The organism is Streptomyces sp. NPDC054786 (assembly GCF_053611685.1).
In genome coordinates, this window is record NZ_JBSHAW010000053.1 from 24,321 (window position 1) to 48,455 (window position 24,135).

General features: G+C 74.3%; 20 protein-coding genes, 1 tRNA gene and 1 pseudogene. 8 read left to right on the forward strand and 14 right to left on the reverse strand.

Annotation, left to right across the window (positions count from 1 at the left end; translation table 11 throughout):
* Window positions 1-215 precede the first annotated feature (215 nt).
* Window positions 216-662 carry a hypothetical protein gene (locus ACWGI6_RS33425; protein WP_453270983.1) on the forward strand — a complete coding sequence of 149 codons (447 nt, stop codon included), beginning with the start codon at window positions 216-218 and terminating at the stop codon, window positions 660-662.
* 84 nt (window positions 663-746) lie between these two features.
* Here ACWGI6_RS33425 and ACWGI6_RS33430 read toward each other — a convergent pair whose 3' ends face one another.
* Window positions 747-2,006, reverse strand: coding sequence for an NAD(P)-binding domain-containing protein (locus ACWGI6_RS33430; RefSeq protein WP_453270984.1), 1,260 nt, complete (start codon window positions 2,004-2,006; stop codon window positions 747-749).
* 94 nt (window positions 2,007-2,100) lie between these two features.
* The gene (locus ACWGI6_RS33435; RefSeq protein ID WP_453270985.1) at window positions 2,101-3,396 is read right to left on the reverse strand and encodes a carboxylate--amine ligase; all 1,296 of its coding nucleotides are present in this window, start codon (window positions 3,394-3,396) and stop codon (window positions 2,101-2,103) included.
* A gap of 151 nt (window positions 3,397-3,547) precedes the next feature.
* Between ACWGI6_RS33435 and ACWGI6_RS33440 the strand changes: the two genes are divergently transcribed.
* Window positions 3,548-4,783 (forward strand): glycoside hydrolase family 26 protein, encoded by a 1,236-nt coding sequence (locus ACWGI6_RS33440; RefSeq protein WP_453270986.1) that lies wholly within the window; start codon window positions 3,548-3,550, stop codon window positions 4,781-4,783.
* Window positions 4,784-4,824: 41 nt separating this feature from the next.
* On the opposite strand, the gene ACWGI6_RS33445 is transcribed toward ACWGI6_RS33440, so the two are convergent.
* The 9 genes from ACWGI6_RS33445 to ACWGI6_RS33485 form a co-directional block, all read right to left on the reverse strand.
* Window positions 4,825-6,087, reverse strand: coding sequence for a GNAT family N-acetyltransferase (locus ACWGI6_RS33445; RefSeq protein ID WP_453270987.1), 1,263 nt, complete (start codon window positions 6,085-6,087; stop codon window positions 4,825-4,827).
* Window positions 6,084-6,737 carry a lipopolysaccharide biosynthesis protein gene (locus tag ACWGI6_RS33450; protein WP_453270988.1) on the reverse strand — a complete coding sequence of 218 codons (654 nt, stop codon included), beginning with the start codon at window positions 6,735-6,737 and terminating at the stop codon, window positions 6,084-6,086. The genes ACWGI6_RS33445 and ACWGI6_RS33450 overlap by 4 nt, the downstream gene beginning before the upstream one ends.
* A gap of 113 nt (window positions 6,738-6,850) precedes the next feature.
* Window positions 6,851-8,140 carry a glycosyltransferase gene (locus tag ACWGI6_RS33455; RefSeq protein ID WP_453270989.1) on the reverse strand — a complete coding sequence of 430 codons (1,290 nt, stop codon included), beginning with the start codon at window positions 8,138-8,140 and terminating at the stop codon, window positions 6,851-6,853.
* Window positions 8,137-8,958 (reverse strand): polysaccharide deacetylase family protein, encoded by an 822-nt coding sequence (locus ACWGI6_RS33460; RefSeq protein ID WP_453270990.1) that lies wholly within the window; start codon window positions 8,956-8,958, stop codon window positions 8,137-8,139. The genes ACWGI6_RS33455 and ACWGI6_RS33460 overlap by 4 nt, the downstream gene beginning before the upstream one ends.
* Complete coding sequence (locus tag ACWGI6_RS33465) at window positions 8,948-10,804, reverse strand: lipid II flippase MurJ (protein ID WP_453270991.1); 1,857 nt, start codon at window positions 10,802-10,804, stop codon at window positions 8,948-8,950. The genes ACWGI6_RS33460 and ACWGI6_RS33465 overlap by 11 nt, the downstream gene beginning before the upstream one ends.
* 5 nt (window positions 10,805-10,809) lie before the next feature.
* The gene (locus ACWGI6_RS33470) at window positions 10,810-12,225 is read right to left on the reverse strand and encodes an O-antigen ligase family protein (protein ID WP_453270992.1); all 1,416 of its coding nucleotides are present in this window, start codon (window positions 12,223-12,225) and stop codon (window positions 10,810-10,812) included.
* Window positions 12,222-13,718 (reverse strand): sugar transferase, encoded by a 1,497-nt coding sequence (locus tag ACWGI6_RS33475; protein ID WP_453270993.1) that lies wholly within the window; start codon window positions 13,716-13,718, stop codon window positions 12,222-12,224. The genes ACWGI6_RS33470 and ACWGI6_RS33475 overlap by 4 nt, the downstream gene beginning before the upstream one ends.
* Window positions 13,715-14,902, reverse strand: coding sequence for a glycosyltransferase family 4 protein (locus tag ACWGI6_RS33480; RefSeq protein ID WP_453270994.1), 1,188 nt, complete (start codon window positions 14,900-14,902; stop codon window positions 13,715-13,717). The genes ACWGI6_RS33475 and ACWGI6_RS33480 overlap by 4 nt, the downstream gene beginning before the upstream one ends.
* A gap of 62 nt (window positions 14,903-14,964) precedes the next feature.
* Entirely contained in the window at window positions 14,965-16,056 is a 1,092-nt protein-coding gene (locus tag ACWGI6_RS33485) for a hypothetical protein (protein ID WP_453270995.1), read from the reverse strand.
* Between the two features lie 243 nt (window positions 16,057-16,299).
* Between ACWGI6_RS33485 and ACWGI6_RS33490 the strand changes: the two genes are divergently transcribed.
* Together ACWGI6_RS33490 and ACWGI6_RS33495 are read left to right on the forward strand one after the other, a co-directional pair.
* Window positions 16,300-16,629, forward strand: a complete 330-nt coding sequence (locus tag ACWGI6_RS33490; protein ID WP_453270996.1) for a chaplin — start codon at window positions 16,300-16,302, stop codon at window positions 16,627-16,629.
* Window positions 16,630-16,822: 193 nt separating this feature from the next.
* Window positions 16,823-17,683: a spermidine synthase gene (locus tag ACWGI6_RS33495; protein ID WP_393906293.1), complete on the forward strand. Its 861-nt coding sequence runs from the start codon at window positions 16,823-16,825 to the stop codon at window positions 17,681-17,683.
* Between the two features lie 26 nt (window positions 17,684-17,709).
* Here ACWGI6_RS33495 and ACWGI6_RS33500 read toward each other — a convergent pair whose 3' ends face one another.
* Window positions 17,710-18,285: a hypothetical protein gene (locus ACWGI6_RS33500; RefSeq protein ID WP_453270997.1), complete on the reverse strand. Its 576-nt coding sequence runs from the start codon at window positions 18,283-18,285 to the stop codon at window positions 17,710-17,712.
* 109 nt (window positions 18,286-18,394) lie between these two features.
* Between ACWGI6_RS33500 and ACWGI6_RS33505 the strand changes: the two genes are divergently transcribed.
* The 3 genes and pseudogenes from ACWGI6_RS33505 to ACWGI6_RS33515 form a co-directional block, all read left to right on the forward strand.
* On the forward strand, window positions 18,395-19,087 hold the full coding sequence (locus tag ACWGI6_RS33505) for a response regulator transcription factor (protein WP_453270998.1): 693 nt from the start codon (window positions 18,395-18,397) through the stop codon (window positions 19,085-19,087).
* Window positions 19,088-19,175: 88 nt separating this feature from the next.
* Entirely contained in the window at window positions 19,176-20,606 is a 1,431-nt protein-coding gene (locus ACWGI6_RS33510; protein ID WP_453270999.1) for an ATP-binding protein, read from the forward strand.
* 452 nt (window positions 20,607-21,058) lie between these two features.
* Window positions 21,059-21,973 (forward strand): annotated as a pseudogene (locus ACWGI6_RS33515) (chitinase); the annotation flags it as partial.
* 128 nt (window positions 21,974-22,101) lie between these two features.
* Here ACWGI6_RS33515 and ACWGI6_RS33520 read toward each other — a convergent pair.
* Window positions 22,102-23,007 carry a helix-turn-helix domain-containing protein gene (locus tag ACWGI6_RS33520; protein ID WP_453271000.1) on the reverse strand — a complete coding sequence of 302 codons (906 nt, stop codon included), beginning with the start codon at window positions 23,005-23,007 and terminating at the stop codon, window positions 22,102-22,104.
* 122 nt (window positions 23,008-23,129) lie between these two features.
* Between ACWGI6_RS33520 and ACWGI6_RS33525 the strand changes: the two genes are divergently transcribed.
* Window positions 23,130-23,780 carry an NAD(P)-dependent oxidoreductase gene (locus ACWGI6_RS33525; RefSeq protein ID WP_453271001.1) on the forward strand — a complete coding sequence of 217 codons (651 nt, stop codon included), beginning with the start codon at window positions 23,130-23,132 and terminating at the stop codon, window positions 23,778-23,780.
* Window positions 23,781-23,854: 74 nt separating this feature from the next.
* Here the strand turns inward: ACWGI6_RS33525 and ACWGI6_RS33530 are convergent.
* Window positions 23,855-23,930 (reverse strand) — tRNA-His (locus tag ACWGI6_RS33530).
* Window positions 23,931-24,135: the final 205 nt, after the last annotated feature.

Consider the following 24,135-nt stretch of genomic DNA (forward strand, 5'->3'; position numbering starts at 1 on the left):
ATCAGGTGGCGATGCCGCCTCCTGGCGGTGCGGCGGGATGACCGTACCGGCTGTGATGGCTCCGATACGCACAGTTTGGCTACAAATCGGATATCTCGCGCACGATCTGCCATGAACTGCCATCCTTTGCAGCGTTACGCCGCCGTAGCTGTTGACACGCCTGACCGTTGAAGTCGGTGTAAAGGGTCCGGTGCGTGCAGGAGGAGGGGTTCCCCGTGTGGGAGACCGGCGTGAGCAGGGGCGGCAACGGGTCCGCGGGCCAGGCCGTCGCAGACGGGGCACCGGCCGTACCGGAGCAGTCGTGCGACCTCGTGACGGTGCCCGCCCGGCAGGGGCTGGAAGCCGTCGACATCCTCCGGCTGCGGGACGGCGTCGGCCCGGTGCTGCACGACGGCCCCTGCGACACCCTCGGCTTTCTGGTGCCCGCGGGTACCGCCGCAGGCTGGGACGTGCCGGGCAGCGCGTGTACCCAGACCTCCGGGCGGGGCCTCGCGCTGGGTGCGCTGTGCGGTGAAGGGTCACCTGTGGAGCCGCCGGTGACCGGCACCGGCTGGCTGGTGCCCCCGGAGGGCGCGGGTGCCGCCGCCACCGACCCGGCCGTGCTGCGCGCGGCACTCGGCGAGGCGGCCCGCACGATCGAGGCCGTCGACCGCTGCCAGTGAGCCGGACAGGGGCCGCCCGGCCGGTGCCGGACGACCCCTGACGTGCTGGACGCCTGCGCCCTACACGTGCTGGACGTCTGCGCCCTACGTCCCTTGCGCGGCCGGTGCGCTGTCCCTCGCCGGGCGGGGGATGGTGGTGGCGCCGCGCCGGTCGCCGAGCCGGCGCTGTACGCCGCGCAGCAGCCGCGCCGCGGTGAAGGCCGCGCCGTGCACGAAGCGCATCGACGGGCCGAACGACGGGGCGGTCAGCAGCCCCGCGAAGAACAGCCCGGGCCACGACGATTCGAAGCCGGGGCTCAGTTCGGGCGCCCGGCTGCCGCCCACCGTCCGCAGTGTGGTGCGCACTTGGGGGACGAGCAGCCGCAGCCGCCCGAGGTCGGTGGTGAATCCGGTGGCCGCGACCACGTGCCCGGTGTCCAGGGTCTCGGTACTGCCGTCCGTATGGGTGAGGTGGAGCCGCACCCCGTCGTCCTGAGGGGTCGCCGCCCGGACGCGGTGGCCCAGCAGGACCGGCACCGCCGGCTCGAACCGCTCCCGCAGCCACCAGGCGCCGGCCGGGCCCAGCGCGGTCTCGGCGATACGCACCCGGGTCGCCGAGGGCAGCCGGCGCACCGCCCAGGGAACCTCCGACCACATCCAGCTCGGCCAGCCGGTGCCGAGCCCGGAGTGCGGGTCGCGCAGTGCGCGCAGCCGGCCGCGCTCCAGCGGCTGCGGCGGGCCGTTCCAGCGCAGCCGGTCGGCGCGGGCCACGATGCGGGGCCGGGCGCCCTGTTCGGCGAGCAGGGTCGCGGTCTCCAGCGCGGCCTGGCCGGAGCCGATCACGGCGACGTCCTGGCCGGAGAAACGGCGCAGATCGCGGTGGTCGCTGCTGTGCGAGGCGAGGTCCGGGGGCAGTTCGAGCAGCGGCCAGGGGCGGTTGACGAACGGCATCACACCGACGGCGAGCGCAACGGTCCGGGCCGCGATCCGCTCGCCGGTGTCCGTCTCGACGTGGAAGCCGTCACCGGCCGGGCGTACGGAGGTGACGGTGACCTCCTCGACCTGTGGCACCGCCTGTTCGCCGAACCATCTGCCGTACGCCGTGAAGGTGTCGAGGGGCAGCGGAACGCCGTGCTCGGCGGTCAGGTCGTGGGCGGCGCAGTAGTCGGCCAGGGTGTGGCCGCCGTCCGGGTCGGAGAGGTTGGAGGACCAGGGCTCGGACTTGAGGAGCATGCCGTCGGGCATGTGGTCGCGCCAGGAGGCCATCGGCCGGCCCAGGACCCGCAGCCGCAGTCCGGCCGCCGCCGCATGCGCGGCGATCGAGAGTCCGTAGGGGCCGGCGCCCACCACCACGAGGTCGTACATGGAAGGTCCCTGCTCTTTCTCTTTGTGCGGTGCGGGGTTGTGCGGTGCGGGTTGTGCGGGGCGGTGCGTTTCGGGGGTGCGGTTCCTCCGCCCCTCAAGGCCGTTGGGGTGCCCCGAGCGGTTGGGCGGGCTCCGGGCGGGAGGGGAGGGTGGTGCTGTCCGGTGGGGTGGTGCGCCTGCGGTGCGCGCCCTTGCGCAGTCCGCTGTGCAGCCACGATCCGGTCATGGCGAGGAACGGCAGCGGATCGTCCGCGGCGAACCACGCCCGCTCCACCCCCTGGCGCCGGACCCGTGCGGTGCCCGGCGGGCGGGCCGCGGGGCGTTCGGCGAAGGCCGTGGCGACGGCGGAGAGCAGGGCGTAGTTCTCGGCGCGGAAGAGCCGCCCCGGGGCGCCGCGCGCGAACGGCACCGTGCGGCCGGTGAGATCCAGGTGCAGTGCCCGGACGACATCGAGCCCCGAGGACGGGTCGGTGAAGAGCCGGAACTGGGCGCCGGGCCGGGGGTTGAAGTCGAGGAGGTGATAGCGGCCGTGCGCGTCCCGGCGGAAGTCCAGGTCGAGGATGCCGCGGTAGTCCAGATGCCCCGCCAGCCGCAGCGCGGCCCGTTCGACCTGGGGGTTGGGCAGCCAGCGGCCGACCGCGGTCAGGCCCGTACCGCGCGGCCAGGCGCGTTCCTTGCGGCCCGAGCCGCCGATCAGACAGGCGCCGCCGCGGGTGAAGCAGCCGTGGAAGAACCAGTCGGTGTCCGGGCCGCCGGCCAGCCGGCGCTGCAACAGCAGGGCGCTGCCGGCGCGTTCGGTCAGCCCGTACAGCCGGCGGGCGTCGTCACGGGTGCGCACCAAGGTGGTGCTGCGCAGCCCGGCGGACGGGGGCAGCAGCCACGGCCGGCTCCACTTGGCGACGAGCGGCAGCCCGAGTTCCCCCGCCGCGTCGGCGGCCTGCTGGGCGTCGGCGGGGACGGCGGTCGCCGGGTGCGGCAGGTCCAGTTCCCGGCACAGCAGGGCGAGTTCGGCCTTGTCGGCGAGCCGCTCGGGCAGGTCGGCGGGCTGGGCGGGGAGCAGATAGCGGCCCAGTAACCGGCCGGCGAGCCGGGCCGCGGCGATCGCGCCCCGGTCGTCCAGGGGGATGAGGACGGCGGGCCTGCCGATGCCCTCGGAGACCGTGCGCAGGAAGTCCAGCAGCGGGCCGTGTGCCACCGGTCCGGGCGGGAGTTCGTACATCCGGTGCAGATACCGCGACCGGCCCACCGGGCCGCGCGCCGATGCGACCACGGCGTGCACCTCGATTCCCGCCCGGCCCAGGGATCTGACCGCGCCGAGGGTGCCGTGGTGAAAGGGGTTGGTATCGAGCCGGAGCAGCAGTACGGGCACATCGGTGTCGAACGATGACATGGCGCGGAGCCCTTCACTTCCATGGACCGTGTGGGGGACGGAATTCGCTAATGGGCTATCCGAATGCGTTCGGGCCGCCCGTACGGGTTATCTGCTGATTACCGTCGTGGGATCAGCGCGCCGGACCGCGGGCGTCCCCGAAGGAGTCAGAATGTCCCAGCGAAGCCGGAGACTGACGGGTGCCGCGCTCGGGGCGATCGCGATGTGTCTGCTCGCCGCCGGCCATTTCGTCTCCGCCACCGACCGCAACGGCGGTACCGGGGAGGGACGGAATCCCGGACCGCCGCCCGCCGCCGACGTTCCGCTCGCGCCGGTTGCGCTGGGCGCCTTCCTGGGATCCGACGCGCAGGGCGTGCGGCGGCTGACCGGTCTGCAGCGCTGGCTCGGCGGTACGGAGGTCCGGGTCGGCCACACCTATCTGCCCGGCGGTCGCTGGGCGGACATCGAGGGAGAGCCGGAATTCCTGCGCCCCTGGACGGAATGGCGGCGCGCAGCGGCCGGCCGGATGTTCGTGCTGAACGTGCCGATGATGGCGCGCAACGAGGCGCGGCTGCCGGATGCCGAGGTGCGCCGGCTGCTGCAACGGGCCGCGGCCGGCCGCTTCGACGGGCATTTCCGCACGCTGGCCCGGCATCTGGTCGACGCAGGGGTGCCGGACACCGTGATCACCCTCGGCTGGGAGATGAACGGCATCACCTACACCCATCGCTGTGCGCCCGATCCGCACGCCTGGAAGGTGTACTGGAACCGGATCGTCACCGCGATGCGTTCGGTGCCCGGACAGGCATTCCGTTTCGATTTCGCGCCGTCCCGCGGGGTGGATGCGATCGGCTGGACCGCGTGCTACCCCGGCGACGGGGCGGTGGACATCATCGGCATGGATTCCTACGACCAGCCGGCCGGGGAGACCTTCGACGAGATGATTCACCAGCCGTACGGGCTCCAGGCTCAGGCGGATTTCGCGGCCGCGCACAAAAAGCAGATCTCGTACCCGGAATGGGGACTGTTCCGTAACGGCGACAATGCCGAATTCGTCACGCGCATGCTGGCCTGGATCGCCGAGCACCGACCGCTCTACCAGACGATCACCGACTACTGCCCGCACGGGGTGTGGCAGTGCCGGAAGAATCCGCGCGCCGCCCGGGCCTTTCGCGCGGCGCTGCACGGCCTGCCCGCGCCCACCCCGGCCCCCACGCCGCCCGACGGCCCGCCGGCCACGCCGGTGCCCACTACCGTCCCGGCGCCCACGCCGGCTCCCGCCCCGTCGCCGTCCCGGCCGGACTGTGTTCCCGTCGGCCTCGGGGAGCGCATCGCGCGCCCGTCCGGCGTCCGCGGGGCGGGCCTGCGCGTCGACACGATCCACCGGCCGCTCGCCAAGAAGGGGTGAGCCCGGCGCGGCGGATCGCCGCGGGCCCGTGCACCGGAAGGTCATCGCCTGGTCGCGCCCTTCGCCTGCCAGGTGTTCAGCCGCGCCCGCAGCCCGTGCAGCGGGGTCAGCCGTTCGCGGACCACGTCGGCGGCCAGCGCCCGGCCGGTCACCTGCGCCGCGTGGAACCGCAGCGCCGGCGCCAGCGCGCGCCGGGACAGCAGCAGCCGCTGATTGGTCACCGGCACCGGGCGCCAGTGCTGTTTGTACGGCTCGGTGCCGCGCAGCAGGCTGAGCGCGCCGCGGCCGGTGTCGACGACATGGCGGGCGTCATGGCGCATCAGCATGGTGGTGATGTCCACCTTCCGGTCGCGCAGTTCGGGGTGGGCGCCGAAGAGATAGCCGCCGGCCAGGTCGGCGGACATCAGCATGATGTCGGCGGCCATCACCCGGCCGTCCATCCGGTACTCGGTCAGCACCGCCTCACCGCTGCCGACCATCTCCCGGGTGGCGCGGACCAGATGAGCGGCGAACCGGGGCCGCAGATGCTCCGGTGTCACGCCCCGGCCCTGCCACTGGAGCCCGTGCAGATACAGCATGTGGTGTACCGAGGCGGGCACTTCCCGGGCCGGTACGGAGTGTTCCTCGACGCCCAGCGCGTCGAGCCTGCGGAGCTTGGCGCGGACCCGGCGGGCGCGGGAGCCGGCCAGCCGCCCCAGCAGTTCGTCCATCGGCACCCCGGGCAGCTCCAGACAGACCGAGTCGTCGAGCCTGCGGCGCGGGCCGGGCCAGGCCGCGTACAGCCGCTCGGCGGCCGCGCCGGGCCGCACCTCGCGCAGATCCACCAGGGCACCGCGGGCCGCCCGGTGCAGCCCGGCGGCGAGCGCCTCGGCCGCCGGGCCGGGGCAGGAGTCGTCCAGCAGGACGTCGGAGAAGTCCGAGATGGAGCCGCCGAGCGGCACCAGCACCGGCAGCGGACGGTACGTCAGCATCAGCGGCGCCGCCGCCACCAGCCGCCCGGCCCGGCGCACCAGAACGATGCGCAGCCGTCCCGGCGTCCCGTACGACAGCCACCACGACGACAGCCAGGAGTGGCTCTGGAACGGGGTGGCGGCCCGGCAGTTGCGGTGCAGCGCCCGCCAGTCGGCGGCCAGCGCGGCGAACCGCTCCGGGTCCCGGCACAGCGTCGTCGACAGCGGCACGGCCGTGGTGGCCTCAGGGCGCCCGGCGGCTCCGGCGGCCCCGGCGGTTTCCGGGCGGGCCGGCCGGCGCGCCGGGGCCGGCACCGTCGAGGGCGCCCGGTCCGCGGTCCGCCGGGCCGTCATCGCACGGAGTCCTCGGCCGCCGGTACGGCCCCCGAGGCGGCCGCGGCATGCGCCGGTGCCGGAACCGCCCCGGCCTGCCCCGTCCGCTGCCGCTCCCGTGACGGCCGAACGAGCAGCAGCAGACCGCCCAGCAGACCGCCCGCGCAGGCCCCCACCCCGGTGGACAGCGGCGCGGACGGCGAGGCCGGGTCGGTCGGGGCCGAGGCGCGGGAGAAGACCAGGAGCTCGGCGCCGGTGCGGGCGGCGGTCTCGTTGCCCGTCCTGGCCAGCGAACGGGCCACCGCATTGGCGAGCACCGCCGAGGTGCGCGCGGACCGTGCGGTGCCGGTGATCTCGATCATCGGGGCGTCCGGCGAGGTCATCGTGCGGATCCCGCCGCGCAGCGCGCCGAGCGGTACGTGCGCGGCCCGGTGCGCGTCGGCGAGCACCGCCCCACTCGTCGCGACCCGGCCGTACGCCTGGGCGAAGCCGAGCGCGGTTGCCGGGTCGGAGCCCTTGGCGGGGACCACCACGACGTAGCTGGTCGCGGCGTACTCCGGTGGCTGCAGCAGCCCGTACGCCGCGCCGCCGGCCGCGCCGAGCAGGGCGCACAGCGGCAGTGGCCACCAGCGGGGCAGCCGGCGCCACCGGGCCCGGAGGCGCCCGCGCACCTGTCGCGCGCCGGGCGCGGACCCGAGGGCCGCTCCTCGTCCCCTCCCGGCGCCCGCGGCCGCTCCCTGCGCTTCCCGCGTCTCTCTCCGCGCGGATGTGGCCATGGCGGTGCCTACCTGTTCGAGAGCGGGGACGGGTCGGGCGACCGGGACGGATCCGGCAGCGACACGGCGGCCGCGGGGAGCGCCGCCGAGCGGCCCTGCGGCGGGGGCACTGCCGCGGGGCTCCGGTGCCGCGCCGGGGCGACGGCCACCGCCTGCTCGTACACGGACATCAGCGCCTCGGCGCTGCGGGCGATGTCATAGCGCCGCACCACCGGCGGGACCGGCAGCCGCCCCGGTCCCAGACGCCGCAACTCCCGTAGGGCGGTGGCGAGTTCATGGACGCCGAGGCTGAAGTGGCGGGCGCCGGGGGCCTGGTCGGCGGGCAGTTCGTCGACCGCCGGGCAGCTGCCGTAGAGCACATGCAGCCCGGACCCGAGCGCCTCCAGGACTGCCAGCCCGAACGCCTCCTCCGGGGAGGGCGAGACGAAGACGTCGATGGCCGAGAGCAGGCCGGGGATGTCGGCCCCGTCGGCTCCTCGCCCGTCCGTTCCCTGCCGGTCCGCCGCTCGCCCGCCGAACGCGGCGTCGACCGCCCCGTCGCGCTCGCCCAGCAGATGGATCCGGTCGCCCGAGCCGAACTGTTCCGCCATCCGCCGCAGCATCTCCCGCTCCGGCCCCGCGCCCGCCAACAGCAGATGCACACCCGGCAGTTGGGTCACCGCCCGGACCAGAACGTCGAACCGCTTGCCGGGCACCAGCCGGCCGACGCCGCCGACCACGAACGCGTCCAGCGGCAGCCCCAGCCGGGTGCGGACCAGGGCCCGGGCGGCCGGGTCGAAGGCAAAACGGTGCGCCTCGATGCCGTTGGGCACCACATGGATCCGCTCCTCCGGTACGCCCCAGCGGCGCAGCCGGGCGGCGACGGTGTCCGAGACGGCGACCGTCGCCGTCCCCAGCCGTTCGGTGGCCCGGTAGAGCGTGCGGACGCCACGGGTCAGCCGGCGCCCCTCGATGACCGCGTCGCCCAGCGAGTGCTCGGTGGCCACCACGGTCCGGACACCCGCCATCCGGGCGGCGATCCGGCCGTAGACGCAGGCCCGGTAGAGGTGGGTGTGCACCAGGTCGTAGTCGCCGCCGCGGATCAGTCCGGCGAGGCGGGGGAGCGCAGTCAGATCCCGGTTGCCGGTCATACCGAGGTGGGTGACGGGGGTGCCGTCGGCCTCGATGCCCTCGGCGACCGGGCCCGGACGGGTCAGGGTGATGACCTCGCAGTGCGCGGGCAGCCGGCGCAGCAGCAACCTCAGCTGCTGCTCGGCGCCGCCCACGTCGAGGCCCGTAATGACGTGCAGAACCTTCACCGGATGCCTCCTGGGGTAGCGGCCGGGGTGGTGGTCTCGTCGGGGGGCAGCGCACGGCGCCGCAGCGGGTGCAGGGCGCGTTTGAGGTGCAGCCGCCAGCAGGTGTCCGCGGCCCCGATGTGGACCCGCGGCAGGGCGTACCGGCCGGTCAGCGGGCCGGGGTCGATGGCGCAGGCGTAGCCGAAGCCGGCCGCGCGCACCGCCGCGATCGCCCGGTCATCGACGGCGCCGTACGGATAGCAGAAGCCGTCCGGGGCCCGCCCGGTCAGCTCGGCGAGCCGCCGCCGGCCGGCCGCGGACTCCCGCGCCAGGGCGGTGTCGTCGGCGGTGGTCAGGTCCTGGTGCAGCAGCCCGTGGGAGCCGACCTCCATACCGGCGTCCGCGACGGCGCGGATACCGGCCTCGGTCAGCAGCGGTTTGCGGGGGCCCAGCGGGTCCCAGGCGTTGTCGCCGCCGGGCCTGCCGGGCAGCACGAACACCGTGGCGGTGCAGCCGTGCCGGCGCAGCAGCGGCAGCGCGCCGGTCAGGAAGTCGGCGTAGCCGTCGTCGAAGGTCAGCCCGACCAGACCGGCATCCCGTCCGGCGGCGCGGGCGCCCAGCAGTTCGCCGACGCCGACGCCGCGCAGCCCGCGCTCCCGCAGCCAGCGCAGCTGGCGGTCCAGCCGGCCGGGGGAGACGGTGAGGCGGTACGGGTCCTCGGTGGCCTCGGCGACCGAGTGGTACATGAGCACCCACGGCGGGGCGCCGCGGCCGTGGCGGGCACGGCGGGCGGCGGGCACGGGCGCAACGGCGCGGCAGGGCGCCGGATCAATGGACATGGGCGAGCTTTCCTTTGACGGCGAGGAGCAACTGCCGGACCTCGGGGGCCCGAACGGCGAGGGCGGTGCCGGCGAAGACGGCGGGTACCAGCAGCGCACCGGCCGCCGCGCCGGGCAGCGGCGAGGCGGACAGCGCCGCGAGCGGGCCACCGGCCGCCGCGGCCACGGCGGCGGCGAGCACCAGCCGCCCGAGTCCGGCGGCGACCCGGCGTACGTCCAGGGCGAGGACCCGGGTGCCGAGGCCGCGCAGCAACAGCAGTGCGGTGGCCGTGATGCCGGCAGCGTTGGCGGCCACGATGCCGTGGACGCCCCACCACCGGACCGCGCACACCCCGGTCACGACGGTGATCAGCAGTCCGGTGGCCATCGCGGCGGCCGGGTACCAGGTGGGCCGGGCGGCGGCGAAGAACGGCCGGATGAGCGCACCGACCAGGCTGTGGCCGAGCAGCCCCAGGGCGTACACCCGCAGCACCGACGCGGTGGCCGCGGTGTCCGCCGCGGTGAACGCCCCCCGCTGGAAGAGGATTTCGATGATCTGCGGCGCGCAGGCGATCACATACGCCCCGCCCAGCAGCACCACCAGCCCGGCCAGCGTCAGATCCCGCTCCAACCGGTGCCCGGCCGTCGCCGTCTCACCGTCGGCGACCGCGCGGGCCACCACGGGGAAGGTGACGGTGCAGATCATCAGCGAGAGCACCATCGGCAGCTGGGCGACTTTCTGCGCGTAATTCAGATGCGAGATGGCACCGGCCGGCAACGAGGAGCCGAGGAACCGCTCGACCAGGACCTGGGACTGCCGGCCCAGCGCGAAGCAGACGACGGGGGCGAGCAGGGGGAGGCCGAGGAGGGGGGAGTGGGGGAGCGGGGAGTGGGGGAGCGGGGGCCGGGAGCTCTCCCCCGCCCCCTCCCCCTCTCCCCCTTCGGGGGAGGGGGCGGGGGGTGGGTTCGGGGGTGGGGGGGTGTGCCGGCGTCGTTCGCGCCCCGGCAACTGCCGTACGAACGCCGGGAGCTGTACGAGCACCATCAGTACGCCGCCGAGCGCGACCCCGGCCGCGGCGGCCCGCACCCCCCACGCGGAGTGCAGCGCCAGCGTGGTCCCGATGATGCCGAGGTTGTACGCCACGTAGATCGCCGCGGGTGCGGCAAAACTGCGGTGGGCGCGCAGCGCCGCGCTGAGGTAGCCGGCGGTACCGAAGGTGAGGACGGTCAGCGCGGTCAGCCGGGTGCAGGCCACGGCCGGGGCCGGGGCGGCGAGTCCGGGCGCCAGCAGCCGGACGAGCAGCGGAGCGCCGAGCGCGAGGAGCGCGGAGCCGCAGGCGAGCGCGCCGAACAGCCGGGGGAAGGTGGCGGTCAGCAGGGCCCGCACGGGGTCGGGGCCGTCGCCCGGCAACGCGCGGGCGCCGTCGGCGGCTTCGGCCCGCGCGGACAGTGCCTGGCTGAACGCGGGGATCAGCAGCAGCGCCATGGCGTCCTCGATGAGCAGCGTGGCCGCCGTCTCGGGCACCGTCCAGGCGACCAGGAACGCATCGCTGTCACGGCCCGCGCCGAAGAGATGCGCGAGGGTCTGGTCGCGCAGCAGGCCGCACAGCGAACCGGCGGCGGTCAGCAGCGCGGTGATCGCGGCGGCGCGGGCCAGAACGCGGCCGAGCGGGCCGGGGCCACCGGGCGGTCCGGGACGGCCGGGACGGCGGGGCGGGCAGGGGCAGGGGAGGACGCCCTCCTGGCGTACGGAGGCGGGCGTCCGACCCGGCAGCGCCGCCACGCCCGCCCCGTGTCCGGCGGTGGCATCCCGGGCGGCCGCGCCCCGTGCCGTGGCGTCCCGCATCCCTGCGTCCCGTGCCCGCATGTCCCTCATCGCGCCGCCGTCCCGACGCCCTCGGGCCCCGGTACCGGACCGGGCTCCAGCGCCCACCAGCCGGCCAGCCCGAACAGCACCGCGCTCAGCACCGTCGAGGGGCCGCCGATGTCGGACGAGAGGAAGTCGACGGCCTGCCAGACCAGCAGACCGATCGCGACCGGGCCGCAGTCCGCCGGGCCACAGTCCGGGGCGCCCACGCGCCGCCCGGCCACCGCCCGCCGGCGGACCCGCCACAGCCTCCGCAGCCCGCACACCAGCAGCGCCGCCCAGCTGCCCACCAGCGCGGTGGCGCCGATCAGCCCCTGCTCGCCGAGGGCCAGCAGATACATGTTGTGCGGTGAGAGCAACGGCTCGCGCCGGAAGGCCACTCCGGCGCCCGCGGTGTCGCCGCCCGAGGACAGACCGAGCGAGGCGTGACCGTCGCGGTGGACGGGGAACTCCTTGAGGCCGACGCCGGTCAGCGGGTGGTCGTGCCACATACCGGCCGCGGCGGCCCACAGGGTGTACCGGTCGGTGACCGACCGGTCCGGGGCGTCCGAGACCGCGGTGATGCTCGCGAGCCGCTCGCCGAGCAGGGCGGAGCCCACCCCCGCCCCGCCGACCAGCACCACCGCCAGCGCGACCAGCACCGCCAGCGCCCCCGCCGCCACCCGCAGCCCCGCCAGCAGCAGGACGACGCCGACGGCCACCGCGGTGGCGATCCAGGCACCCCGGCTGAACGACAGTGTCAGCGGAAGCACCAGCGCCGCCGCGCTGCACAGGGCGGCCGGCCGCACCCATCCCGGCGCGTCCGCGGCCGGCGCAAGGCCCAGCGCCAGCGCGGCCGTCAGGCCGTACCCGACGACCGTGGCCATCCCCATGACGTCCAGCGGACCGAACGTCCCGACCGCCCGGATGTCGTGCCCCATATAAGAGGCACCGGTCGCGGTCAGATACTGATGGACACCGATCGCGCCCTGCACCAGGGCCAGCAGCACCAGCGACCCGGCCATCACGCGGAAGTCCCGTGCGCTGCGCAGCGTCAGCAGCAGCGCGGCCGGCACCAGCACAAAGATCTGCAGATGACGGACGAGGCCCGGCAGGCTCGCCGCCGGGTCGCCGGAGGTGACGGTGGCCAGCGCCAGCCCCGCCACCGGCGCGCCCAGAACGAGCGCGGCCGTCCGGCTCAGCGGCCGGGCGCGATGCCGCAGCAGACGGAGTGCGCAGCAGACCACGAGCACGGCGGACGCCACATCCGCCGGGGTGACCTTGCCGAACGCCGTGACCTCGGTGCTGCCGGCCGGTGCGCACAGCAGCGCCACGGTCGCCGTCGCCGGGAGAAGCGGTGCCCGGTGCACCGCCGGTGCCCAGGACCGGACGGCCGTACGCCACGGCCCCGACAGCGCGGACACCGGCGCACCCGCGCTCATCCGCCCTCCCGCCGCACCAGCGAGGCCACGGTGCGCAGCATGATCCGGATGTCCTGCCACAGCGACCAGCTGTCGATATAGAGGTTGTCGAAGCGGGCCCGGTCCTCGACGGAGGTGTCGCCGCGCAGCCCGTGCACCTGCGCAAGTCCCGTGATGCCCGCCGGCATCCGGTGCCGGGCGCCGTACTCCGGGTAGGCCTGGGTGAACTGCCGGACGAAGAAGGGGCGCTCCGGGCGCGGCCCGACCAGGCTCATATCGCCGCGCAGCACGTTCCACAGCTGCGGCAGCTCATCCAGCGCGGTCCGCCGCAGCAGCCGGCCGACCCGGCTCATCGGGGCGTCGTCCGCCACGGTCCACCGCGTCGCCTCCTCGTGCGCGTCGCACGGGTGCAGGGTGCGGAACTTCAGCAGGGTGAAGCTGCGCCCGCCCCGGCCGATACGTTCCTGACGGAAGAGCACACCGGGCCCGTCGGCGAGCCGTACCGCGAGCGCACAGCCCAGCAGCACCGGGGCCGCGACCACCAGCGCCGGGCCGGCCAGCGCCAGGTCCAGGGCCCGCTTGCACCGGCCGCCGTGCCGTGGCGGGGCGGTGTCCAGCCGCCGGCAGGCGAAGCCCCACAGTTGGTCGGTGCCCGCATGCGGCGGGCTGCCCTCGCGCGCGGCCGCCGCGCCGGCCAGCCAGATCGCCGAGCCCTGGTCGATGAAGCGGCGCAGCAGCGCGGCGGTGTGCGGATCGCCGTACGGCGACAGCGTGAACACCGCGTCCCGCACGGTGTGCTGGATGACGGCCCGGTTGATGTCCTGCGCGGAGGTGAGCCGCGGCAGCCTCCCGCGGGCCGGGGGCGCCTCGGGCCCGCCGGGCAGCAGCGACGCCGGCGTGACCACGCCCACCGGGCGCATGCCGTACTCGGGATGGGCGTGCAGTACGGCGGCCAGCTGCCGGGCGGCCGGGTCGGTGCCGACGATCAGAGTGGCGCGCGGCCGGCGGCGGGCGGCGTTGCGGTGCGCCCGGTGGACCGTGGCCCGGCCGCCGCAGACCAGCAGGGTGTGCGCCGCCACCGCACCCGCCAGCAGGGCGGCGGTCAGCGCCTGCCCGGGATGCACGGCGGCGAGCACCGCGGCCACCGCGCACCAGCAGACGGCGGCACGGCCCAGCAGCGCCGGCAGGTCGTGCAGCACGTTCGGGGCGGGCCCGGGACGGTAGAGACCGGCCTGGGAGTGGAGCAGCAGCAGGCCCAGCACCATGGCGGCGAGTGCCGCCGGCGCCGTACCGGTGCCGAGGACGAGCAGCGCGGTGCCCGCGGTGGCCAGGCCGTCGGCGGCCATCAGCGGGACGACGGTCCGACGCCGTACGCCGCGGCCGGGCCGGGGCGGGGGCAGGGTCTCCCGGCCCGGCCCGCGGGGCGGGTGGACCGCGGCGGCCGTCGGCCGGGGGACCGCCGACGGGGGAAGGACCCGGGCGGAATGGGGCGCGTCCGCGCTCTCCGTCGTCATCTGCTGATCCGCTCCCTGCTCTCCGGGCACGTCACACCGAGCAGTTCGCGGTACAGCCCGAGGACCGCCGCCGCGGTGTGCCGCACGTCGTACGCCGCCCGCATGTGCTCCAGGGCGCGGTGGCCCAGCGCCTTGCGCAGCTGAGGGCGGGTCAGCAGACCGCACAGGGCCTGTGCCAGGGCGGCCGGATCCGTGGGCGGCACCAGACAGTGCGGGGCGGCCCCGGGCGGCAGGCTCTCGCGGGCCCCGCCGACATCGGTGAGCACCACGGGGCGGCCGCAGGCCATCGCCTCCAGAGGGGCCAGCGCCATGCCTTCCCAGCGTGACGGAAGGACGACCAGATCCGCCGCCCGGTACCAGGGGACGGCGTCCCGTGCCGCGCCCGCGAAACGCACACCGGGAGGTGCGGCCGCATGCAGCAGCTCCCGGTCCGGGCCGTCGCCGACCAGGACCAGCCGGGCGTCCGGGACGGCCGCGACGACCGCGGGCCACGCCCGCAACAGCGACAGCTGCCCCTTTTGCGTGCACAGCCGTCCCACGCACACCACCAGTGGCGCCTCGGGCGGCAGATCGCCGAGCGCGGGCAGGTCGCGGCGCAGCGCCCGCCGCGTCGCCTCCTCGCGGTACGCGGGCATACAGCGGTCCAGATCCACCCCGTTGCGGATCACCGCCCACCGGGCCGGCACCCCCGCTTCGACCCCCCGCAGCCGCTCCGCCTCGCTCACACACAGCACCCGGTCCGCCCAGCGCGCGGCGTACCGCTCCCAGCCGAGCGCCAGCCGCGCCGCCGTCCCGCCGACCGCCTCGAAGGACCAGGCGTGCGGCTGATGGACCGTCGGGATCCGGCCCCGGACGGCCAGACGGGCGGCGAGCCCGGCCTTGGCGCTGTGCGCATGGACGAGGTGCGGGCCGGCCCGCCGGATCAGCCGGGCCAGCCGTCCGGTCTCACCGGCGAGCGCCGGGCCGGGGGAGCGGCGGGCCGGCCAGGAGACCACCTCGGCGCCCGCCGCGGCGGCGCCCCGGTGCAACTCGCCGCCGGGCGGCGCGGCCACCACGGTCCGCAGTCCCGCCGCCACCTGGGCCCGCACCAGGTCGGTGACGACCCGGGCGACCCCGCCGTCGACGGGCCGGGAGACATGGAGAACCGTTGGCCGCTCTTGGCACTGCAGGTCTTGCGGCAGCACGCACTGCTCCCCTGATTACCGAGCTGACAGAAGTCTCTGCGGGAATTGCCGGGGCGCGCCGCTCAGTGGCTGGTATCGGTCTGGAGGAAGAGCGCGCCGAGCAGATATCCCGGACTGCGGGTGGTGAAACGGAAAGTGAGCCGGTCACCGCCGGACCGCAGCGCGGGAGTGATGTCGAATACGTCGGAATCAAATCCGAGAGTGTTGCGGTAGGCGGGCAGCCGCTTCGTCTGCCGGCCGAATTCGGTGATCGTCGAGTTCATCACGTCGTTAGCCGGATTGGCGGTATCCCGCACCTTTTGCACGTGGTGCCGGCCCGCCCGGACGGCGAGCGCGTCATTTCCGCGGCCCCGGTCGCCGTCGTACGCCACCACGCCGGCGCGGCCATGGGAATGAGCCGGGATATGCAATCCGTTCAGCCGTACCGAAAAGCTGCGACGGTCCGGCCCCAGCTGCTGGAAGCCGTCCCACAGGGCGATTCTGCGCAGCGGCTGCTTGCTGTTCTCGTAGGCGGCCACCAGTGTCCAGCCGCCCCAGGCGCCGGCCGGGGAATGGCCCATCGCGGCATTGATCTGGGCCACCGTGTAGGCGCCCGCTCCGCTCTTGCGCACCAGCCGGGTGACGTCCGCCGAAGCCTGGAAGCCGTCGGTCGCGGAGGTGGTGCGGTGGCCGGTGAGGGTGTCGGCGCGCACCTCTTTGTACCGGCCGCCCTGCTCGGCGATCAGCACCCGGCCGTTGTCCTTGGCGGGCTTCTGCTCGCCGGCCCGCAGGTTGCCGCCCCAGTACAGCCGGGCGTAGCTCACCCGGGAGCCGGCCGGGATCCGCAGGTCCGCGCTGCTGGAGTTGTAGGTGTGGGCGTCGGAGTCGACGTCGATGTACGCCATCCGGTAGTGGCCGTTCAGGCCGGCGCCGCCCTGCTGCACCGCCGCGCACGGGGTGGCCGCGCGGCGGAACGCCGTCCTGCAGGTGACCGAGGAGTTGGCCGCGCGCGTGACACCGCCGTGCTGGGTCACGTGATAGCGCTCGTGGAAAGGAATTCGCGCGGATTCCTTGGGAGTCGGCGCGGCCGACGCCGAAGACAGGGCGGCGGACAATGCCAAGGAGGTCAGTGCGCATACGACGCCGCGCGCTGTGCGGTCCATCGACTTCCGCATGTCTTCCTCTCCGACTTCAATCAGTCAAACTGGAGAGCACTCTGACAGAAATCATGTTGGAAACCGCGGCAGGCACGCCGGATCCCGGTCGGGATTCCGGTCAGCGGAATACTAACTCCGCCGGCGCCGCCCTCTTACTGCCAGAAGGGCTAACATTTTCCCGGACGGGGGAACATCCGCACCCCTGACTCATTTCGCTCGTTGTGACCGGTTGCCCCATTCACGAACTGAAAGGAGAATGGGATGAAGCGGTTTGTTAAGACCGCCGCAACGGCTGCGGTCGGCTGTGCCATCGTGCTAAGTGGCGCAGGCGTCGCATCAGCCAGCGGGGACGGCCACCACGGTCGCCACGGTCGTTACTATGACAACGAGCGTTACCGCAACGATCACCGGAATCTCTTCAGCCACCGGAGCGGTGCCAATGCCGCGGGCTTTGCCGCCGGCTCCCCGGGCATCCTCAGCGGCAACAATGTCCAGGTTCCGATCAACATCCCGATCAATGTGTGCGGCAACAGCTTCAACGTGCCCGGGCTGCTGAACCCGGCCTTCGGGAACGTCTGCCTCAACAGGTGACCCGACGCCGGTCCGCAGGATGTCGGGCCGGCATGGGTCGTCATGTGCAGTTGGCGGATCGCCCCTGACCTCGGTCACGGGCGGTCCGCCACTCTGCCCCGTACGTCCGGGCGCCCCACCCGGGACCTTCCGGCCGGAAGCACCTCGCTGACCAGCGGATACGGCCTTCGGGACAGGGGCCATACTGGAGGGCATGGCGAAGAGCAGACGCGGTCGCGGCGGACCGGAATCCGTCACGGAGACGGTGGACGGCGGGCTTGCCGAGCTACGGCCCGACCGGGACCGGCCGCGCGGCTGGACGCTGCTGATCGACGGTGCCCCGCAGTCCCATGTGGACCTCGACGACCCGGCTTATCTGGACTTCTCCTATCAGCGGCGGCTCGGGCACGTCGCCGACCTGGCCGGGCCCGCCGGCAAACCGCTGCGCGTCGTCCATCTCGGCGGCGGCGCCCTGACCCTGGCCCGCTATGTCGCGGCGACCCGTCCGCGGTCCACCCAGCAGGTGGTGGAGCTCGACGCACCGCTCGTCCAACTCGTGCGCCGGCAGCTGCCGTTGGACAGCGGCTGGCGGATACGGGTGCGCGGCGGCGACGCCCGCGCCGGCCTGGCGAAGATCCCGGACGGCTGGGCGGACCTGATCATCGCCGATGTCTTCGGCGGCGCGCGCACCCCCGCGCACCTGACCAGCACCGAATTCCTGACGGAGATACACCGGGCGCTGCGGCCCGGCGGGTTCTACGCGGCGAACCTCGCGGACGGGCCGCCGCTGCGGTTTCTGCGCGGCCAGATCGCCACGGCCCGTACGGTCTTCCCCGAGCTGTGTCTGACCGCCGACCCGGCCGTACTGCGCGGCAAGCGCTTCGGCAACGCCGTTCTGCTGGCCGCCGACGGGCAGCTGCCGGTCGCCGAACTGACCCGGCGGGCGGCCACCGATCCACAGGCCGGACGGGTCGAACACGGCCGGGCGCTGCTGGACTTCACCGGCGGCGCGGCACCGGTCACCGATGCCACGGCCCTCGCCTCACCGGCCCCGCCGGCCGCTGCCTTCGACTGACGCGGGGCCGCGCCGCGCGGGCGGTGTTACGTCCCGTGGTCGCTGGTCTGCACGGTCGGCGGATGGCCGTTCCAGGTGCAGAAGACGGACGTATGCGAGGTGCCGCCGGAGAAGTCGACCCGGATCCACCCGTCCTGCTTCCACACCTGCATCTCCCAGCCCGAGTTCGGGGTCGCCGACACCAACTCGGCGGACCGGCCATCCATGTCGAAGACCACCCGCCCGCCCGCCGTCGCGTAGCTCTTGACCCGGCCGTCGGAGGCCGAGCCGCCCGGCGAGGTGGTGTCCGGGTACCGCGACCGGGGGGTGCCGCTGGAGGACGGGCCGGCCGGGTGTGACGGTTTGCCGTCGGCGGGCGCCTGGCTGTGGGCGGGTGACCGGGACGGCTTGGGGCGGTGGGTGGAGGAGACGCGCGGTGCGGCGCCGTCGTCCTGCCGCCCCTTTGCCGAGGCCAACTGGTCGGAGATCGGCAGCGCGCGCGGGGCGTCGTACGCCGTGCCGGACAGCACGGTGTGCACGCCGAACCACGACAGGGTGACGGCGGCGCCGGTCGCCAGCGTCCAGGCCGCCGCGTGAACCAGTCCTCGTTGCATTCGGCTCATACTGCACCACCGGCCCGCCCCGTTGCAGCCCGTCCAGCACGCCGGAGTGCGCCCTTGCGGCGTCAGCCTCGGGCGAAGAACCTCGCCCGAATGGCGTACGGTGCCGCCCATGGCACGTGTGCTCGTCGTCGAGGACGACCAGTTCGTACGCTCGGCCCTCATCCGGCATCTGACCGAGGCCGCCCACACCGTACGCAGCGTCGGAACCGCTCTGGAGGCGCTCCGCGAGGTGGCGCACGTCGGCTTCGACGTCGTCATCCTCGACCTCGGCCTGCCCGATCTGGACGGGGGCGAGGCGCTGAAGATGCTCCGCGGGATCACCGATGTCCCGGTGATCATCGCCACCGCCCGGGACGACGAGGCGGAAATCGTCCGGCTGTTGAACGACGGTGCCGACGACTACCTCACCAAGCCGTTCTCCGTCGAGCACCTCTCGGCCCGGATGTCGGCCGTACTGCGCCGCTCCCGGGCCACCGCGGCCGGCGCGGAACCGCCCTCACGAGTGATCCGGGTCGGCGGACTGTCCATCGACCCGCTGCGCCGGCAGGCCGAACTGGACGGCGCCGCCCTCGATCTGACCCGCAGGGAATTCGACCTGCTGGCCTTCCTCGCCGGGCGTCCCGGCGTCGTCGTACCCCGCAGGGAACTCCTCGCCGAGGTCTGGCAGCAGTCCTACGGCGACGACCAGACCATCGACGTCCATCTGTCCTGGCTGCGCCGCAAGTTGGGCGAAACCGCCGCGAAGCCCCGGTACTTGCACACCCTGCGGGGCGTCGGCGTGAAGCTGGAGCCGCCGCAGTGAGCGTCGCGCGCGCGGCCGCCGGGCCGCAGAGGACGGCGAGAGCTGCACTTCTGCGCCTCGCGGGCGGAGCAGCGAAGGATCAGACACAGTGAGATGGGCCCTGGTCAAGGTGGCGCTGGCGGTCACCGCCATGGTCGTGGTCGCGTTCGCTGTCCCCCTCGGACTGGTCGTCAAGGAGCTGGCCCGCGACCGCGCCTACTCCAACGCCGAGCGGCAGGCCGCCACCATCGGCCCGGTCCTCGCCATCACCACCGACCGCACCCAGCTGGAGCGCGCCGTCGCCAGCGCCGAGACCGGTCCCGGCGGGCGGATCGGCGTCCATGTCCCGGCGGGCGGCAAGAACGGCAAGCCCGCCGAGATCGGCTCCCGGCGCGCCGCGCAGCGGGATGTCGAGGCCGCCGCGAAGCTCGGCCGGGCCTCCATCTCCCCGGTCTCCGGCGGCTCCTCGCTCCTCCAGCCGACCGCCGTCGCCTCCGGCATCGCCGTCGTCGAGGTCTTCGTCCCCGACGCGGCCCTCACCAACGGCGTCACCACCTCCTGGGTGGTGCTCGCCGGGGTCGGCCTCGCGCTGATCATCGGCTCGGTCGCCGTCGCCGACCGGCTCGGCACCCGCATGGTGCGGCCCGCGGAACGGCTGGCCGGCGCCGCCCACGACCTCGGCAAGGGCAAGCTCGGCGTCCGCGTCCCGGAGGACGGCCCCAAGGAACTGCGCTCCGCGGCCAGCGCCTTCAACGCCATGGCCGACCAGGTCGTCCAGCTGCTGGCCAACGAGCGCGAACTGGCCGCCGACCTCTCGCACCGGCTGCGCACCCCGCTGACCGTCCTCCGGCTCAACGCCGCCTCGCTCGGTGACACCTCGGCCGCCGAGCAGACCCGGGCCGCCGTCGAGCAGCTGGAGCGCGAGGTCGACCAGATCATCCGCACCGCCCGTGAGCAGAAGGCCCAGACCCCGCAGGCGGCCGCCGCGGCCGGCTGTGACGCCGCAGAGGTGATCCGCGAGCGGATGGGCTTTTGGTCGGCGCTCGCCGAGGACGAGGGCCGCACCGTACGCATCGCCGGCGCGGACCGCCCCGTACGCGTCCCCGTCGCCCGCCCCGAACTCGCCGCCGCCCTGGACGCGATGCTCGGCAACGTCTTCCGCCACACCCCCGAGGGCACCGCCTTCGCGGTCGATGTCCACAACGCGGAGGAGGCGGTGATCGTGCTGGTCTCGGACGCCGGTCCCGGCATCGCCGACCCGGACGCGGCACTGCGCCGCGGCTGGTCGGGCGGCGGTCGGGGGCACCGACCGGCGGCAGCCGGGGGAGGCTCCACCGGCCTCGGCCTGGACATCGTGCGGCGGCTGGCCGAGTCCACCGGCGGCGATGTGCGCATCGGCCGCTCCGTCCTCGGCGGCACCGAGATCAGGATCTGGCTGGCGCTGGACGACCGGCGCGCCCGCCTCGGCACCCGCCGCGGCCACCGGCTGCGCCGCACGCTGCGCACCCGCGGGCGGCGGGCGGCGCGCACCGGCTCGTAGGGGGTGTCGTCACACTCCCTGGGGCGGGTCCGGCGGGGCCGACTCGTCCGGCGGGTCCGGCGGGCCTGACGAGTCCCATGGGGGCAACGAGTTCCGGTGGTCCGGCGGCTCCGACGAGTCCGGCGCCCGCCCGGCGCACGGGGCTGTGGGACGCGGCTCCGGGCCGGGGGCTCTTAACCACCCCCTTCCGCTGCCTTAAGGCGGACATAATTCCGCCAACCGCCGTACCGATCCCGGCATTTGTCCGTTTCGCTGCCGCTAGCGTGCGGGACGCACCACGGTGCACCCCAGCCCCCCATGTGACGACAGGCAGGCACGAGATGAGTTCCTCGGCACACCGCCGGCGCAAGAGCCGCACCACCAAGCTGATCGTGAGCGGCGCGGCCGCCGTGGTCGCGGCCGGCGGCGCCTTCGCCATCGCCGGTTCCGCCCTGGCCGCCAAGGCGCCGCGGACCACCGGCACCGCACAGGCAGCGGCCGGCTTCGCCCCGTACGTCGACACCTCGCTCGCCCCCGCCTACGACCTGGCCGGCACCGCCCAGAAGACCGGGGTGAAGAACTTCAACCTGGCGTTCGTCACCTCCGGCGGCGGCTGTACCCCCAAGTGGGGCGGCTCGGGCGAGCTCGGCAGCGACCCGGTGGCCCAGCAGATACCCGCCCTGCGCAAGGCGGGCGGCGACGTCCGGGTCTCCTTCGGCGGCGCCACCGGCTCCGAACTCGGGCTGGTCTGCGGCTCCGCGGACGAGCTGGCCGCCGCGTACGGCAAGGTCATCGACCAGTTCAAGCTCACCAAGGTCGACTTCGACATCGAGGGCGGTGCGCTGCCCAACACCGGCGCCAACACCCGCCGCGCCCAGGCCATCACCCAGCTCCAGAAGAAGCACCCCGGCCTGGATGTCTCCTTCACCCTGCCGGTCATGCCCGAGGGCCTGACCCAGGACGGGGTGAACCTGGTCGCCGACGCCAAGAAGAACGGCGTCAAGATCTCCGCCGTCAACATCATGGCGATGGACTACGGCCCCTCCTACAACGGCGACATGGGCACCTACGCGACCCAGGCCGCCACCGCCACCCAGGGCCAGATCAAGAAGGCGCTCGGCCTGAGCGACGCGGACGCCTGGAAGACCGTGGCCGTGACCCCGATGATCGGTGTCAACGACGTCCAGAGCGAGGTCTTCAAGACCGACGACGCCGGCGAGCTGGTGAAGTTCGCCAAGGACAAGCACCTGGCCTGGCTGTCGATGTGGTCCGGGACCCGCGACAAGGCCTGCCCGGGCGGCGCCGGCAACTCCGCGCAGCCGACCTGCAGCTCCATCGAGCAGGGCCCGCTGGACTTCACCAAGGCCTTCGGCGCGTACACCGGCTGACCCCCACCGGCGGCCCGGGCCCCCAACCGGGCCGCTCGCCCCAGAGGCGGGGCGCAGCGGGACATTCCCCCCACCGCTGCGCCCCGCCGTCCGCCGTCCGCGCCACAACTCCCTTACGCGGCACGTCCTCAGCCCGCACCGCTGCGTACGGCCGTGCGGAACGCGATCGGGGTGGTTCCCGTCTGCCGCTGGAAGAACTTGCTGAAGTTGGTGGCGTCGTCGAAGCCCAGCCGGTCCGCGATCCGGGCCGCGGACTGATCGCCGTGCGCCAGCAGCCGCTTGGCCTCCAGCACCACCCGCCGGTCGATGAACTCCTTGGCCCCCACCCCCGCGGCGGCCTCGGTGGCCCGGGAGAGGGTGCGTGGCGCATAGCCCAGCGAGCGGGCGTAGTCGGCGACCCGGCGGCTGCGGGTGAAGTCCCGCTCCACCGCGTCCCGGAAGCGCAGATAGGTCGCGCCCGCCGCGCAGGACCCGTCCCCGTCCGCCGCCCCGCCCGGATACGCGGCCCGGAGCACCAGTACGGCCAGCAGATGCCGCAGCACGTCCAGATGGATCTCCAGCGGCAGCCCGCCCAGCGCCCCGAACTCCCCGTGCAGCTGCCGCATCGCCTCGTCCACGCCCCGGGCCGCGGCGCCCTCGGGATGCCGTACGGGCGGCCCGTACCAGTCCTCCACCCGGGCCGCGGTCGCGGTCGCCGGGTCCAGGAAACCGGCCTCGAAGAGCACCAGCCGCCCCTTCGCGTCCGTCAGATCACCGAAGTGCTGGACCTGCCCCGGGCGCGACCACAGCAGATCGCCCGGCGCCAGGACGTACTCCCGGAAGTCGACGCTGTGCACCAGCCGGCCGCCGTCCAGGAGCAGCAGATGGTGGAAACCGGGGCGGTGCGGGGTGGACAGCTGACAGGCGTCCGCGCGCGCCCGCAGCTCCGCGAGCGTCATCACCTCCACGCCCCTCGGCCGCCCGGCCGGCGCGGAGAACGCCACCTCCGGGATCTCCGGAACGGGCTCCCCGCCCTCCTGTCGCTTTTTGACCATCGCTGGTCCCCTCGCTACCCCAAAATGTCCCGCTGGTCCCCCTAGCGTAGGAGACGTCAGCGCGTCAGCTGACGGAAAACGGAAGTCCTTGCCCGGACGCACAGAACAGCTGGGAGACCACCATGTCCACGATCGCTCTCTTCGGGGCCAACGGCACCATCGGTAGCCGCATCCGCCACGAGGCCCTCCGGCGCGGCCACCGGGTCACCGCGGTCGTCCGCGACCCCGCGAAGATCACCACGACCCATCCGGACCTGACCGTGACCACCGGCGACATCCTCGATCCGGCCGCCGTCGCCGCCGCGGCCAAGGGCCAGGACGTCGTGGTCAGCGCGGTCGGCGGCGGCGACGGACCGGGCCATGTCGCCACGATCAGGCCCGCCGCCGAGTCCCTCATCGCCGGTCTGCGCACCCTCGGCGACACCGCACCCCGGCTGATCTCCGTCGGCGGCGCCGGCTCGCTGCGTACCCCGGGCGGCGCGCAGGTCTGGGACGCGGAGGGCCTCCCCGAGTTCCTGCTGCAGATCATGCACGCCCACGGCGATGCGCTGGATTTCTTCCGGTCCGTCTCCGATGTGCGCTGGACCAGCCTCAGTCCGGCCGCCACCATCGAGCCCGGTGAGCGCACCGGCAGCTACCGGACCGCCCTCGACGACCTGATCACCGATGCCGAGGGCACCAGCCGGATCACCGCCGAGGACTACGCCGTCGCCGTCCTCGATGAGATCGAGCGGCCCCGCCACCTCGGCGAGCGCTTCACCGTCGGCTACTGAGCCGCGGCACCGGCGCCTTCTTTATGCGCCCGTATGACGACAAGGCCCCCGACCTGAGGTCGGGGGCCTTGATGTGGGGTGAGTAACGGGACTTGAACCCGCGACATCCTGGACCACAACCAGGTGCTCTGCCAGCTGAGCTATACCCACCATGACCGGTGCTGTGTGGTTCTTTTTCCCCACCGGCTGAGAAAAAGTGTACAGGGTCCCAAGGGGTGCTCGCGCCCAGATTTCGTGTCCCGGGACCGAGGGCGTGTCGTGGGGGGGGGGGGGGGGCCCCCCCCCCCCCGCCCCCAGGGCGCACCAAGGGGTGGGGGGGGGGGGGCACGGCAAGCCGGGGGTGGGGGGCGGGGGC

What these genes read in the sequence shown, in the direction of transcription:
- ACWGI6_RS33525 (WP_453271001.1), top strand. Translation starts at nt 23,130, where the DNA reads ATGTCCACGATCGCTCTCTTCGGGGCCAACGGCACCATCGGTAGCCGC.
- ACWGI6_RS33465 (WP_453270991.1), bottom strand. Translation starts at nt 10,804, where the DNA reads ATGCGGGCACGGGACGCAGGGATGCGGGACGCCACGGCACGGGGCGCG.
- ACWGI6_RS33440 (WP_453270986.1), top strand. Translation starts at nt 3,548, where the DNA reads ATGTCCCAGCGAAGCCGGAGACTGACGGGTGCCGCGCTCGGGGCGATC.
- ACWGI6_RS33505 (WP_453270998.1), top strand. Translation starts at nt 18,395, where the DNA reads ATGGCACGTGTGCTCGTCGTCGAGGACGACCAGTTCGTACGCTCGGCC.
- ACWGI6_RS33445 (WP_453270987.1), bottom strand. Translation starts at nt 6,087, where the DNA reads ATGACGGCCCGGCGGACCGCGGACCGGGCGCCCTCGACGGTGCCGGCC.
- ACWGI6_RS33430 (WP_453270984.1), bottom strand. Translation starts at nt 2,006, where the DNA reads ATGTACGACCTCGTGGTGGTGGGCGCCGGCCCCTACGGACTCTCGATC.
- ACWGI6_RS33500 (WP_453270997.1), bottom strand. Translation starts at nt 18,285, where the DNA reads ATGAGCCGAATGCAACGAGGACTGGTTCACGCGGCGGCCTGGACGCTG.
- ACWGI6_RS33495 (WP_393906293.1), top strand. Translation starts at nt 16,823, where the DNA reads ATGGCGAAGAGCAGACGCGGTCGCGGCGGACCGGAATCCGTCACGGAG.
- ACWGI6_RS33470 (WP_453270992.1), bottom strand. Translation starts at nt 12,225, where the DNA reads ATGAGCGCGGGTGCGCCGGTGTCCGCGCTGTCGGGGCCGTGGCGTACG.
- ACWGI6_RS33490 (WP_453270996.1), top strand. Translation starts at nt 16,300, where the DNA reads ATGAAGCGGTTTGTTAAGACCGCCGCAACGGCTGCGGTCGGCTGTGCC.
- ACWGI6_RS33460 (WP_453270990.1), bottom strand. Translation starts at nt 8,958, where the DNA reads ATGTCCATTGATCCGGCGCCCTGCCGCGCCGTTGCGCCCGTGCCCGCC.
- ACWGI6_RS33520 (WP_453271000.1), bottom strand. Translation starts at nt 23,007, where the DNA reads ATGGTCAAAAAGCGACAGGAGGGCGGGGAGCCCGTTCCGGAGATCCCG.
- ACWGI6_RS33475 (WP_453270993.1), bottom strand. Translation starts at nt 13,718, where the DNA reads ATGACGACGGAGAGCGCGGACGCGCCCCATTCCGCCCGGGTCCTTCCC.
- ACWGI6_RS33435 (WP_453270985.1), bottom strand. Translation starts at nt 3,396, where the DNA reads ATGTCATCGTTCGACACCGATGTGCCCGTACTGCTGCTCCGGCTCGAT.
- ACWGI6_RS33485 (WP_453270995.1), bottom strand. Translation starts at nt 16,056, where the DNA reads ATGCGGAAGTCGATGGACCGCACAGCGCGCGGCGTCGTATGCGCACTG.